The sequence below is a fragment of the Paenibacillus sp. 1-8 genome, assembly GCF_056316205.1.
In genome coordinates this window covers 2792825-2805846 of sequence record NZ_CM149995.1, presented here as the reverse complement: position 1 = coordinate 2805846, position 13022 = coordinate 2792825, and the positions used below count along the sequence as shown (strand labels likewise).

11 protein-coding genes are annotated in these 13022 nt (G+C 45.7%); 7 read left to right on the top strand and 4 right to left on the bottom strand.

The genetic code is table 11. From position 1 onward, the window contains the following. The first annotated feature begins 73 nt into the window (after positions 1-73). Both AC0WRU_RS12725 and AC0WRU_RS12720 read left to right on the top strand, forming a co-directional pair. Positions 74-1138 (top strand): FecCD family ABC transporter permease, encoded by a 1065-nt coding sequence (locus AC0WRU_RS12725; protein ID WP_476124834.1) that lies wholly within the window; start codon positions 74-76, stop codon positions 1136-1138. 1 nt (position 1139) lies between these two features. Further along, entirely contained in the window at positions 1140-2186 is a 1047-nt protein-coding gene (locus tag AC0WRU_RS12720) for a FecCD family ABC transporter permease (RefSeq protein WP_476124832.1), read from the top strand. A 126-nt stretch (positions 2187-2312) separates the two neighbouring features. On the opposite strand, the gene AC0WRU_RS12715 is transcribed toward AC0WRU_RS12720, so the two are convergent. Further along, positions 2313-2480, bottom strand: coding sequence for a hypothetical protein (locus AC0WRU_RS12715; RefSeq protein ID WP_179086194.1), 168 nt, complete (start codon positions 2478-2480; stop codon positions 2313-2315). Between the two features lie 324 nt (positions 2481-2804). Between AC0WRU_RS12715 and AC0WRU_RS12710 the strand changes: the two genes are divergently transcribed. Continuing rightward, a complete protein-coding gene (locus AC0WRU_RS12710) occupies positions 2805-3209 on the top strand; it encodes a hypothetical protein (protein ID WP_476124830.1) in 405 nt (134 codons plus the stop codon). A gap of 165 nt (positions 3210-3374) precedes the next feature. Then, a complete protein-coding gene (locus AC0WRU_RS12705) occupies positions 3375-4337 on the top strand; it encodes a tyrosine-type recombinase/integrase (RefSeq protein ID WP_476124828.1) in 963 nt (320 codons plus the stop codon). 223 nt (positions 4338-4560) lie between these two features. On the opposite strand, the gene AC0WRU_RS12700 is transcribed toward AC0WRU_RS12705, so the two are convergent. Both AC0WRU_RS12700 and AC0WRU_RS12695 read right to left on the bottom strand, forming a co-directional pair. After that, positions 4561-6522: an endonuclease MutS2 gene (locus AC0WRU_RS12700; protein WP_476124826.1), complete on the bottom strand. Its 1962-nt coding sequence runs from the start codon at positions 6520-6522 to the stop codon at positions 4561-4563. A gap of 794 nt (positions 6523-7316) precedes the next feature. Beyond that, positions 7317-7469, bottom strand: a complete 153-nt coding sequence (locus tag AC0WRU_RS12695) for a hypothetical protein (RefSeq protein WP_476124825.1) — start codon at positions 7467-7469, stop codon at positions 7317-7319. Positions 7470-7792: 323 nt separating this feature from the next. Here AC0WRU_RS12695 and AC0WRU_RS12690 point away from each other — a divergent pair, with 323 nt between their 5' ends. Beyond that, on the top strand, positions 7793-8896 hold the full coding sequence (locus AC0WRU_RS12690; RefSeq protein WP_025684297.1) for a DUF3900 domain-containing protein: 1104 nt from the start codon (positions 7793-7795) through the stop codon (positions 8894-8896). A gap of 115 nt (positions 8897-9011) precedes the next feature. Here the strand turns inward: AC0WRU_RS12690 and AC0WRU_RS12685 are convergent, their stop codons facing one another. Further along, positions 9012-9941, bottom strand: coding sequence for an L-lactate dehydrogenase (locus AC0WRU_RS12685; protein ID WP_476124823.1), 930 nt, complete (start codon positions 9939-9941; stop codon positions 9012-9014). Positions 9942-10171: 230 nt separating this feature from the next. On the opposite strand from AC0WRU_RS12685, the gene AC0WRU_RS12680 reads away from it, so the two are divergent. Together AC0WRU_RS12680 and AC0WRU_RS12675 are read left to right on the top strand one after the other, a co-directional pair. After that, a complete protein-coding gene (locus AC0WRU_RS12680) occupies positions 10172-11563 on the top strand; it encodes an amino acid permease (protein WP_476124821.1) in 1392 nt (463 codons plus the stop codon). Positions 11564-11728: 165 nt separating this feature from the next. Beyond that, entirely contained in the window at positions 11729-12979 is a 1251-nt protein-coding gene (locus AC0WRU_RS12675; protein WP_476124819.1) for a YCF48-related protein, read from the top strand. Positions 12980-13022 lie beyond the last annotated feature (43 nt).

Sequence of the window (13022 nt, the reverse complement as noted above, 5' to 3'; positions counted from 1 at the left end):
ATCAAACGCCTTCATGAGCACAGGTTTGTGTGAAAGCCTACATACTATTCAACAGTAAGGGTGAAAAATAGTCATGAAATTAACAGATTCATCGGAGAGTCCCGCCCAGAGTAACAATAGCCAGCCGCTGACTCCATTCCACTCACGGCCATGGGCGGCTTCGCTCATCTTAACAGCCGGGCTAGCCCTTTTGGCGTTCGGTATCGCTCTATCCCTATCTTTTGGTGCAGCTCCTATTAGGCTGTTTGAGGTATGGAACGCAGTCTTTCATTTTAATCCTGAAATACAAAATCATCAAATTATTTGGGAAATCCGGCTACCACGGATTTTGGGTGGTGTGTTGATCGGAGTCTGCTTCGCTGTGGCGGGGGCGATTATGCAGGGGATGACCCGCAATCCGCTTGCTGACTCGGGCTTGCTTGGATTGAATTCGGGAGCCAGTTTGGCGATGGCGATTTGTTTTGCCCTTTTTCCCGGGTCATCCTTTTTACAGTTAATGCTGTACTCCTTTGTTGGTGCTGCCTTAGCTGTTGTGATGGTATATGGTACAAGCTCCATATCCAAGGCTGGACTTACGCCAGTACGCCTTGTATTGGCGGGTGCAGCTGTAACGGCGTTGCTGTCTGCCTTGGGTGACGCGATCAGCTTGTATTTTAATGTCGGGCAGGATCTAGCCTTCTGGTATGCAGGGGGACTTAGCGGAACCAAATGGGTGCAACTAGGAATTGTCTTGCCTTGGGTTGTGGCGGCTTTCATCGGCGCGCTTATGCTGTCACGGTCTATTACGTTGCTCAGCCTCGGGGATGAAATTGCGCTCAGTCTCGGTCAGCGCACTGGTATTGTAAAGGTACTTGGGATGATCTTGGTACTTATTCTGGCGGGGGCGGCAGTGTCGCTGGTAGGATCTATCGGCTTTGTAGGTCTGATCATTCCTCACATGACCCGCAAGCTGGTAGGTGTCGATTATCGCTGGATCATTCCTTGCTCGGCCATTATGGGAGCTTTGCTCATCGTGTTTGCCGATCTGGCGGCCCGTATGATTAATGCACCGGAGGAAACACCAGTAGGCGTGCTTATTGCCCTGATTGGGGTGCCATTCTTCCTTTATCTGGCTCGTAAAGAAAGGAGAGCGCTGTAAGATGAATAACATCACGACTGGAGCTATTGCCAAAGCAGGTCACCGTAAAAAAATCCATGATTGGATCGTTGTTATCGTTCTGCTCATTCTACTCATTGTTGCATTCACCATTAGTGCGAATACAGGAACCATTCGACTTTCGCCAATGGAGCTTTTTAGAACCTTATTTGGGCAAGGGACTCCACAGCAGGAATTAATCTTATTTGAATTCCGATTGCCACGAATGGTTATTTCCATTTTGATCGGTGCAGGTCTGGCTGTTTCTGGCTGTATCATGCAAGGAGTTTCACGTAATGGTTTGGCGGACCCTGGTATTTTGGGGATTAATGCCGGAGCCGGGCTGATGGTTATGCTGTTTGTATTGCTTTTCCCAACGATGCAAACAACGAATTCATTGTTTTTACTACCTGCCCTTGCGCTGATTGGATCGGGAGCGGCAGCTATTCTGATCTATGCGCTTTCTTACAAAAAGGGTGAAGGGATTTCTCCGATAAGGTTACTGTTAAGCGGAATTGGTGTAGCGGCGGGGATCAGTGCCGCGATGATCATCATGACCCTCAAGCTTACGCCTGAAAGTTATACGTTTGTTGCCAGTTGGCTGGCAGGAAGTATATGGGGGTCCAACTGGAAATTTGTAATGGCACTGTTACCTTGGCTTGTTGTGCTGTTGCCTTTCGCATACTACAAGGCCAATGTAATGGATGTGCTTAATCTGGGGGATCAGATGGCATCCGGGTTAGGTACATCAATTGAAAAAGAACGCATCCTTCTACTCGCTGCTGCGGTTGGATTGGCCAGTTCCAGCGTATCGGTTAGCGGTGGAATCGGCTTCGTCGGTTTAGTCGCTCCGCATTTGGCGAGAAAGCTGGTGGGGCCGAAGCATAAGATGCTGTTAGTGGGCTGTGCATTGGTCGGGGCACTGTTAGTGCTTGTGGCCGATACGATCACACGATCCTTACCTTTACAGAAGGAAATCCCGACAGGTTTAATTGTGGCCATTATTGGGGCGCCATACTTCCTGTATCTGCTGAGTCGCTCCAAGGGATAATCTTGCGAAGAAATCATAACTTACTCATTAAAAGCTATACACGACAAAATAACCTTCAGCCCCACTTCCTTAGTGGTGTTGAAGGTTATTTTGCATTTAAAATTTAAGCAATCGCATTCTTTCATATCAACGGGAAGTATTCAAGGCATGAGAGGTTTGATGCAGCTCTCTGATCATTTTATGCAACGTGTAATTTTCCTGACGCGTCACGCCGTGTTGATTTTCCTGAATCAGCAACTGATGGATGTTTCGTTTTAGAATTTCACTTCGACGTTCCAGCATTTCGGTACTCATAAATAAATGAACACTCCCTTTGTCATGAATAAACCTACATTTTTGAAATGAGCATAAGCTGAAAATAAGTTTGTCTTTCGACTTCTTTAAGTATAGCGTGCTGAATGATGAAGGGAAAACGGAGCGAGACAGCAAAATTCTTTTTCACATCTCCCACGTCCCGTCGATGGCTACTCACCCCGTAGGTTCTTAGATATGCTTCCTGATGCTGGTGATAACTGGAGCTAAGACGTAATTAGCTAATTGAATAGAATTTGACTGCCGTGTATTCATTGCAATAAAGAGTAAGATGCAATGACACTTTAGAAGTGAGGAGATACAATAATGATTATTTTAAAATCGGATGAAGAAATTGAGATCATGAGGGCAGTTGGCCGAATTGTCGCAGAATGCCATGCTATGTTGGCCTCCATAATCAAGCCAGGTATCACAACCATGGAAATTGATCGATTGGTGGAGGAAAAAATACGTTCACGGGGTGCAGAGAAACTGATGAAGGCGTGTCATCAAAGCTTATTCCTGGGCATTGAGCAAGCCGTTGTTGGAAATCGTACAGGTGATATCGGATATGCAATAGATAGTCTTGCTCAGCATTATGAATACGGAAATGTTAGGGAGTTTACTGGCCATGCCGTTGAGCCTATGCTGACATTAGGTAGTTGGCGCTATGTTTTCTCTCGGCTGCTAAACAAGGGAAAGGTGCTTTATTTGTGCTTGAAAACCGCTTAAAAAACAGCGTATAATATAAATTATACGCGGTTTAGGTTTAAATCGACTTTCATTAGCCCTCACGCATTAGTTGTCGATTGGATTGTCGATAAAAATTAGGCGAAAATGGACGTTTTATAGCATATTTGGTATTTGGGAATATGAATCGAAGCGGAGGGAATCAGGATGAAAAAAGGGATACGACAAATGGAGCCGGATACGATAGATGATATTGATGAAGTGTATGCTGAGGAGCTGGAAGCTTTTTTGATCTGGATGAAGGATGCGGGATATACGATACATACGCAAAAAAACTATACGGGGGATGTAAAGCAGTTCTTACGTACGCTGCATGAAAAGCCACTTGATCAGGTGAAGAAAATTCATGTGATGTCGTATCTGTCTAAAGCGCGGGAAAGTGGGGCTGGAGATAGTACGCGGAACCGGAAGCATGCGGCGGTAAGTAGCTTTTACAAAGCGTTGCAGGAATTTGAATTGTGCAGCACGAATCCGGCATTTGGAATTAAAAAAGCAAAGACCGAAAAGAATCGTATGCCCGTCTATTTGGATGAAAAGGAAATTCAGCCGTTTTTACTCGCAGTGGAGGGAAAATATGCAAATCGCAACATGGCTATTTTTCTGCTGATGGTATATATGGGATTACGGGTGGGAGAGGTTCATTCTTTGAATGTCTCGGATTTTAGCAGAGAACGGCGCACACTAGATGTGTTTGGTAAAGGGCGCAAGTGGCGTACGCTTCCGGTGCCGGAGGGTGTGTGTGATATTGTGGAACGTGCGTTGGAGGAAAGATTAACGCCGTGGAGGGGGAAGGAGGACGCGATGTTTGTGTCGCAAAAAGGCCGCCGTTTGGCGGTGCGCTCTATTCAGCAGATTGCTACGGAAACGTTCGAGCGATTCCAGCAGGATAAGAGTGTGGAACGTCGGGTATCTTACTCCAGTCACAAGCTGCGCCATACGTTTGCAACGATGCTTTTGCGTAAGGGTGCCGATCTGCGTACCGTGCAAGAGCTACTGGGGCACTCATCCATCCAGACTACCACCGTATACACGCATGTCACGGATCGGGAAAAGGAAAAAGCGATGGACAAGTTGGATATTCAGGTACCTATGATGGAATTAAAGAGTTAGGGCTAATAAGAGAAAAAGGGGAATAAAGTGTTCAATAGTCAAAAGTAAAATATTTACAGGGATATGGTAAGCGCATTAGGGGGAATAAAAAAATTAAGTTTACATAATAATTATTATGTAAACTTAATGGAGTGAAACCCAATTTCATAACTTCATATCAACGAAAAATACCAACATATTATATTCGTTTTAACGATTATTAGAGTTGAATCTACAATTGTTCTTACACTTTATCTTCCGGAGGAGATTCAATCATCAGGCCTTCGATATGCTTCCGGCCTAGAAGCTTCCGTTTTTTACGGTTTTCCTTAGTTTCCAAAACGATGTCCAGATCATAGTCGTCGGGATACAACTCGGTAGCTGCAATATGAAGAATAAGCCTCTTTTTGTTTATGGTCAGCTTTTGTCCTTGGATCAAAACCCCGACATTGCCTCGTTCATCTTCGGTTTTGTACACAATTCCAGTCCGGTTCAGGTAGGCTGCGTAAACACTGTCACCAAGGGCAAATGGCTTAGGTCCGGCAGTGTGTTCTTGTTTCACCTGTTTTGTGGCTGTAGGCTTTAAAGACGCTCTTTTAGGAGAGAGTTCACTTATTGTGTTCTGCTTTACATCATCAGAAGCTGGTGGAATCACAAATGATTCCTGTGTATTTTGAGATGTCCTACCCGCAGAAATAGCCTGAGAACGGTCAATAATGCGATTCCACATCCCCAGCTTCAAGGCAATGGCGTATGCGTAGCTTTCCCCGGCCTCGCCGATCCGAAGACGATACAAGGGTTGCAGCGTTTCGGTATCAAACTCCATACGAGCATTTTGGAATCCCGGTGTCTTTTCGGCAAAATGCTTAATCTCGCTAAAGTGCGTGGTAGCCACTACGGTTGCTCGGCGGCGGTGGAATTCTTCCAGCAACGCGATAGAAAGGCCCACACCTTCGCCCGGATCGGTTCCAGATGCCATTTCGTCAATCAGGATCAGAGTGGAGTTGCCCGCTGTTTCCAAAATACCGATCATGTTGCGGATATGTGCAGAAAAGGTGCTCAAGGCATGCTCGATGCTTTGTCCGTCTCCGATATCTACCTCAATTTCCTCAAATACAGCCATTCGGCTGCCTTCCGAAACAGGTACCAGCAATCCGGACTGCACCATCAGGGTTAACAGGCCGACACTTTTGAGGGCCATCGTTTTTCCACCTGTATTGGGTCCGGTAATGATGATTGAGGAGTAGCCTTCACCGATTGAGAAATCAAGTGGAACCATGGAATTTCCCATGAACGGGTGACGTGCCCTTCGAATGTCTATAATTCCGTCAAGGTTAAGCTCGACAGGCACAGCATCCATCGTCAAGGCATATTTGGCTTTGGCTAATAAAAAGTCGAGAATGCCTACCGTCTCTGTGTTGATGCTCAGCTCCCGGTTGTATGACTCAGCGAGTGTCGTCAGGTCTCCCAGCACTTTCATTTCTTCTTTTGATTCTTCCGCTATGTTCGCACTCTGATCGTATTGAAGACTTACGATCTCGGCAGGCTCAATGTAAACCGTTTGACCACTACCTGATTCATCCAGCACGTTGCCTTTCACCTGTTTGCGAAACTCTTTTTTGATCGGAAGCACGTAACGGCCACTGCGCTGACTGATCATATTTTCCTGCATGATGGATCGGTGACGGCTGGTGAGAGAATCGAGTTTCCTTTTGATCCGTTCTTCCGTGACCGCAATTTTTTTGCGGATTTTAGCCAGTTCTTTACTGGCGGTGTCCGTCACTTTTCCTGAATAAATACATCTTTCAATTTCAGACAGAAGAGGTTCCATACCATACATGGAAGATGCATAGGCACTGACGCTTGGAGCGGCATTCGACTTGGAAACCATATATGTTATCAGTTGAATGCAACTTCTGATAAATTGGGCAATGTGAGAAAAATCGCGCTCGCTGAACAAATATCCGGTTCCCAGCAAGTGAAGAATGTGTTCCATCCCTTCCAGGGAGGGAATGGGAACACTTGCACCGTGGCGAATGAGCTGCAAGGCTTCGGTCGCTTCGTCAAGGCGGATCTTGATCGTACGTATGTCTGTAATTGGTTGCATAGAAGCGGCATGGCGCTTACCAAGGTAAGAAAAAGCACATTCGGAAACTCTTGTTTTGATCCGGTCGTATTCCAAACGCTGCATTGTGGTTTCATTCATTAATAAATCTCTCCTTTAGTGTGTGATTTTGGGATTTTTTAGAAGCTTTTCTGTAAAATAAAAAAGGGCGGAGAATGAACAAATCGTTCATTCTCCGCCCTGAAGGAAAGAGGAAATGTATCGTCAAATAAGCCTATAATCCAGCTTTTGCAGCTCCAATTTATGCGTCCCCAAATCATCCATGAGTAAACCAATTTGTAAGCTAATTAGCCCATGAATAGGAGGTGTATAAAGGAAGTTCACAAAATCTGAAAACAAAAAAACCGCGCTGAACACAGCACGGAATAAGGCCTAGAAGAAAATAATCCCTGAGGCGATTTATGATATCCGCATGTTCTTAACTAATGTCAGGGTAAAAACACAGTAGCAAACAAACCTGTCCCGGAGGGCACAAGCGCCTGAATGGTCTTCCCTGAATATGAAGTTGCTTAGTTAAGAACGTTCACCGACATCAAAATCTCTCCCTTGATTACAGATATATCCACACTATACGATCAGTCAGCACCGAAGTCAAGTCTAGCTTCTTCTAAATCTCTAAAACGAAAAAGATAAACGAGCATCGGGCTTCTTAAATTCGGTACAATGGTGATCATGAGGACCTGTTTTTGCTTAACAATAAAAAAAAGTTAACATAATATATATTGTGTTAACTTAAATGTTGTGAGCAAACACGAATATAGAAAAGACAGCATGAAGGAAGAGAATTATAAGTCGTATGAAATCATAAAGAAACCGGCCTTGGGGGATGGCAGGTCATACTATACTTCCATTCCACTAAGGTTCGGTTTCTTGTATTACTCAGATTCATCGACTACGACAGCTTGTGCAGGTTGTCTGTCACGAAGCAACGGTACCAACAGCATCGCTCCGACTAAAAACAACCCGGCACTGACAGCAAATACGATAAACAGGGAAGACGCATGCTTGATCGTCCCGCCAATACTCATACCGACGACCATCATCCCAGTGAACAGGGAGAGAGGGCTCCGCCGACGCGGCCGATGAAAGCTGCTTCGGCATTTTTCATCATCATGGTGTTGATGCCGATATGAATGCACGGATAAAATAAGCCGCTGAATAGTGGTAAACGGACTCAATATAAACTTGTTATTTGGAAATTATATCTAATTCGCAAATTAAGTTAACATAATAAATATTATGTTAACTATAATGTGTATCTTGATGATGAGGACTTGAATCCGATGTACGTTTTAAATCCATAGTGATATAATTACGCGTACATGCCTGAAAAGGAGCGTATGAAACGCAAATGAACTTTCAAGTGGACTTTTTATCTTTTTTTGTAATTCAGGTGGACGGAAAAGAAGGACAGGGCGGTAAATCATACAAGCATTATGCTACGATGGATGACTATGATTATGACGAAAGCGATGTTAAAAAATTTCTGGACGGAGAATTTGCCCGCATTAGCAAGCGAAAGGTCGAGAAAAATCCGAGCACAGAGCAGGCACCGACCAAAATTGGCCGCTTTATCGTCGAACCGGAGCATGAACTGAGCAGTAATCCCAATTTCAATATGTTCGCCCGGCTGCGGGCAGCAGAGGATAAGGAAGATTTTAAAAATGCCTGCGACGATCTGGTGCGGATGTATCTGGATACGAGCGCGGTACGCGGCGGAGCGCTGATCATTGTACAGGCTACCTTGAATACACACTCCGATGATCCCTTTATTTTTGTGCTCAAATGTGATTTTGAACCTAAAATTGCCCGGATTACCGAAAGCAGTTTGGTCAGTGAGGTCGAAATGGCCATTTCAGCCCGTAATATGAAATCTATCATGTATCCTTACATGCTGGAGGAGGGGATGAACGATGAGTGGGAGCTTAAAATTCACCAGTCCTCGCATGCCCGGTATTTTGAGGATTTTCTGAAATTTGTGACCTATGAGCAATCCATGCCAGAAATCGTCAATGAGCATGTCATGGGCTTCGTCCAGAACTATGTAGAGACGAAATGGCCGGATGCTTCCAATGAGGAAAGACAGCAAGAGGAACGTGATCTGGAGCTGTGGGCAGCCAGTGAAAAACGGGATTTGCAAGGGAAATGGGAACCCCTTCAGGTCGTAGAAGCTGCACAGCATATTGTTGAGCTAAAGCCGGAAATTGAAGTTCGCTTCAAGCTGGATGATACGGCTGTACGTGGACTGCTGTCCGACTTTGGGGCCAAGCTGCATATTACGAAGCTGCACGACAGGTACGCGCTTATCATTGAAGGCGATGCATTTACGTTTGAAAAAGGCTTTTCACCGATTGAGCTTCTTCAACCTGAATCGTTCGAAACGGTGGCTGAGCGGCTGAAAGAGAAACGCCTGCAAGAAGACGAGTTTGCCGATGGCGATACGCCGCCTTGGTAATCTGAGTAAACTGTTTGCGATAAGCTGAACTCTTATATGACATAATCAAAGGGCCTCTCAACGGTATTTTCGCCGCTGTGGAGGCCCTTTTTGTCTACAATTTCAGTTCGTTCATCTACAAGTTGAGTTTACTGATTTGATCTTTCAGCTTGTCCGCAGATTGGTGTAGCCCTTGACGTTCCTTGTCATTCAGTGGAAGATCCAAAATTTCACGTACCCCGTTGTGATCTACGATACTTGGAACACCCAGATAAACGTCAGACACTCCGTTATAATCTTCCAGCAAGGTGGACACATTAAGTACCGATCCTTCGTCTCCCAGAATGGCGGCTACGATCCGGTCGAGAGCTAGCCCGATGGCGTAAGAAGTCGCGCCTTTGGCATCTATAATTTCATAGGCTGCATTTTTGGTGTTTTCAAAAATCTCATTTTTCGTTTCTTCGCCCAGCTCCAATGGAGTTCCTGCGATGTTGGCCGTGCTCCATACAGGCAGTTCGGAGTCGCCATGTTCTCCAATAATATGGGCGTGGATGCTGCGAGGGTCAATGCCCTTTTGCTTACCAATCAAATAACGGAAGCGTGCGCTGTCCAGCAGCGTTCCCGAACCGATAACTCTGCTCGAAGGCCAGCCACTACGTTTCCAGGAAATGTAGGAGAGAATGTCCACTGGATTGGTTGCGATCAGCAAAATGCCGTGTGTGTTTACCTTGACGATATTATCAATAATGCTTTCAAAAATTTCGGCATTACGCTTGAGCAAATCAATGCGTGTTTCTCCCGGCTTTTGTGATGCGCCCGCTGTAACAATGATGATATCCGCATCACGGCAGTCTTCATAATCACCTGCCCACACTTTGACACCGCCGAGAAAGGGAAGCCCGTGGTTCATATCGAGCATTTCCCCCTGCGCCTTTTTGACGTTTACATCGATAAAGACAAGTTCTGACATACGTTGGCGTAGCAGGAGGGTGTAACCGGTCGTTGTACCGACCGCTCCCATGCCGACAATGGCCACTCTGCTTCGTTTGTAAGGTTTTAAGCTCATAAAATCCTCATCTCCTTCTCGGGTTGAATACCTTTTCATTTTTTAATAATACAAATTTTATCTTTCCAACTTAGTTTACCGTATATATGCCCTCCACTGCAAAGAAATATGACATTTCTCCTTGACTTCAAACAGAGACTCGCTAATAATTAATCGAATGGTAGGGACACACACTAAAGCGTTGCAGTAGCAATATTGGCGTAGGACATTATGGAAAGAGGATTATGATTATGGACTTATTTCGAAAAAAGACAGGGATGCTCCCGCAAGGGGAAAACGGAACGACGGGTCACTTGAAGAGAACGATGGGCGCCTTCGATCTGACTATGCTGGGTGTAGGATGTATCATCGGTACCGGGATTTTTGTGATCACAGGCAAGGCAGCAGCGGAAAATGCGGGTCCTGGCCTGATGATTTCCTTTGTTATTGCAGGAATTGCCTGCGTGCTGGCAGCCCTGTGCTATGCGGAGCTTTCATCTACGGTTCCCGCAGCTGGCAGTGCTTATGCGTATAGCTATATTGTGTTTGGGGAAATTCTGGCCTGGGTGCTGGGCTGGGACTTAATTCTGGAATACGGGGTGGCGGCTGCCTCTGTGAGTAGTGGCTGGTCTGCTTATTTTCAAGGCTTGCTAGCCGGCTTCGATATTCATTTACCACTGGCTCTAACCGCAGCCTTCAATTCAGCCAAGGGAACCATTATTGACCTGCCTGCTGTGTGTATCATTATGTTGATCACACTGTTGCTGAGTCTCGGAGCCAAGGAAACGGTCCGATTTAATTTCATTATGGTTTGTGTCAAAGTCGGAGTCGTGCTGCTGTTTATCGGAATCGGAATTTTTTATGTTAAGCCTGCTAACTGGACACCGTTTCTCCCCTATGGTTTTTCCGGTGTTTTGAGTGCTGCGGCAATCATATTTTTTGCTTATTTGGGCTTCGATGCCATTTCAACGGCAGCAGAGGAGGTACGTAATCCGCAACGGAATATGCCCATCGGTATTATTTCCTCGCTTGCGATTTGTACAGTGCTGTATATAGCGGTCTCGGTTGTACTTACTGGAATGGTACCTTATACGCAGCTGGGGGTAAATGATCCTGTTGCGTTTGCTTTGCGCTTTATTCATCAAGATTTTGCGGCAGGATTGATTTCTGTCGGTGCGATTGCCGGGATGACCACGGTTTTACTCGTGCTGTTGTATGGTCAGACACGGCTAATCTTCTCGATGTCCCGTGATGGTCTGTTACCGATATTTTTTTCTAAAATCAATCCCAAAACTCAAACACCCATCCGAAGTACCTGGCTGGTCGGAAGCATCATTGCATTGGCTAGTGGATTTTTTCCATTACATGCACTGACGAACCTGACGAGTATCGGAACCCTGTTCGCTTTTGCCGTTGTATCGGTTGGGGTGATCGTTCTGCGGAAGAGACGTCCGGATTTGAAAAGAGGCTTTAACGTACCTTGGGTTCCGTTGCTCCCGCTTTTGAGTGCCCTGGTTTGCGTCGGTTTGATGCTTCAGCTTCATATCAGCACGTGGATTGGATTTTTCGTGTGGCTTCTGCTGGGTTTGCTGATTTATTTCTTCTACGGATATCACAAAAGTTTGTTAAATCGTAAATCCTAATAGGTATAAATGTTAAAAAGCCGGCATCCTGCACGTATGTGAAGGGTGGCCGGCTTTTTGGTATGAGCATGCGAAAAGTGTCACTTAGGGTCGTTTATGGTATAATTCTGTTTCAGATAAGCTTTTGGCACGGGATTACCGCATGCCATCGAGGGAGGATTTTATATGAAACTGCGCTGGCGTGCGCTTCTAGGGGGAGTATTGCTGCTAACAGGCATTCTGCTGGCTGGCTGTTCTTCCGAACCTACAGAAACCGTAACCAAACCTCAGATTGAGGAACCGGATGACCAGGGACAAACGATAACTATTAATCCACCATTGACGCCGAAGGTGGGCGATCCCAATGCCAAATATGTAGTTCAGACACGAATAGCTGATTTCCATCTGATTGATGATACCAAAGGTTTCGTTTGGGGAGTTACTCGTAATGAGCTTCGGCTCTATTATACGCATGATGGCGGAAAGACCTGGAATAATATTTCTCCTTCCGAAAACGTTCAATTTCAAGACAAGCTTGAATATGGGAAGGATATTAGCTTTACCGATTCCCGGCACGGCTGGGTTGTCCGTCAAAATCTGGACAAAACCGCAACCGTCATCCTCAGAACCGCTGATGGGGGACAGAGCTGGGACATTTCAGCGCTTCCAAGCGGGGAACATGTGAGCGCGATTCAATATGTAAATCCATCTACTGGATGGATTATGGCTTCTACAAACCTGAATGAACAGGATCAACAAAAGTTGTTGTATCATACCACTGACGGAGGAGCCACATGGCAGAAGGTTGCGCAAAGTTCCGGCATGTCATCCAATGAGTCAGGCTTGGGCTTACCCGATCAGGGCAGCATGGCGGGAATGGGCTTTGATGGCAACAAGCAGGGTTTTGTTACGATTAATCTGGATAGCAGTGTTAAGCTTTATAAGACTTCGAATCAAGGGAAGACCTGGACTCCGTTAGCCAATAAAATGAATGGTTGTCCTCAAGCAAAATCCGAAGCTCCACAGTCTCTTAATGGAAGTAGTTCCTCGTACTGGATTCCTGTTCTCTGTTATTTGGATAGCGGCACAAAATATAGCGGACTGTTTACTGCTGATACAGGCACGCAATGGAACAATGTGTCTTTGGGGCTAAGCAGTAAAAGAAACTCCATTATTCCCGGCCGCACCTTTCTAAATGATAAGGAAGGGTGGATCGTAACCCCAACTGGAATGAGCCGAACAATAGACGGGGGCAAGACGTGGACAACCCTTATTGTCAGCAAAGTGCTGCCATCGAAGCTAAAGGATTACCCGCGATCGGTCAAGCTCCGTTTTGCTTCTTCTACGGTAGGTTGGCTGCTTTTGGAACGATTGGATGACAAGAAATCACTGTTACTTAAAACGACGGATGGCGGTGTCAACTGGAGGATCCTATAACCTTCACCAGGGTGATTGTCCTGTGCTTTTCCCCTCATTTTGC

Coding starts and splice junctions, on each gene's coding strand:
- AC0WRU_RS12725 (WP_476124834.1), top strand. CDS start 74: ATGAAATTAACAGATTCATCGGAGAGTCCCGCCCAGAGTAACAATAGC.
- AC0WRU_RS12720 (WP_476124832.1), top strand. CDS start 1,140: ATGAATAACATCACGACTGGAGCTATTGCCAAAGCAGGTCACCGTAAA.
- AC0WRU_RS12715 (WP_179086194.1), bottom strand. CDS start 2,480: ATGAGTACCGAAATGCTGGAACGTCGAAGTGAAATTCTAAAACGAAAC.
- AC0WRU_RS12710 (WP_476124830.1), top strand. CDS start 2,805: ATGATTATTTTAAAATCGGATGAAGAAATTGAGATCATGAGGGCAGTT.
- AC0WRU_RS12705 (WP_476124828.1), top strand. CDS start 3,375: ATGAAAAAAGGGATACGACAAATGGAGCCGGATACGATAGATGATATT.
- AC0WRU_RS12700 (WP_476124826.1), bottom strand. CDS start 6,522: ATGAATGAAACCACAATGCAGCGTTTGGAATACGACCGGATCAAAACA.
- AC0WRU_RS12695 (WP_476124825.1), bottom strand. CDS start 7,469: ATGAGTATTGGCGGGACGATCAAGCATGCGTCTTCCCTGTTTATCGTA.
- AC0WRU_RS12690 (WP_025684297.1), top strand. CDS start 7,793: ATGAACTTTCAAGTGGACTTTTTATCTTTTTTTGTAATTCAGGTGGAC.
- AC0WRU_RS12685 (WP_476124823.1), bottom strand. CDS start 9,941: ATGAGCTTAAAACCTTACAAACGAAGCAGAGTGGCCATTGTCGGCATG.
- AC0WRU_RS12680 (WP_476124821.1), top strand. CDS start 10,172: ATGGACTTATTTCGAAAAAAGACAGGGATGCTCCCGCAAGGGGAAAAC.
- AC0WRU_RS12675 (WP_476124819.1), top strand. CDS start 11,729: ATGAAACTGCGCTGGCGTGCGCTTCTAGGGGGAGTATTGCTGCTAACA.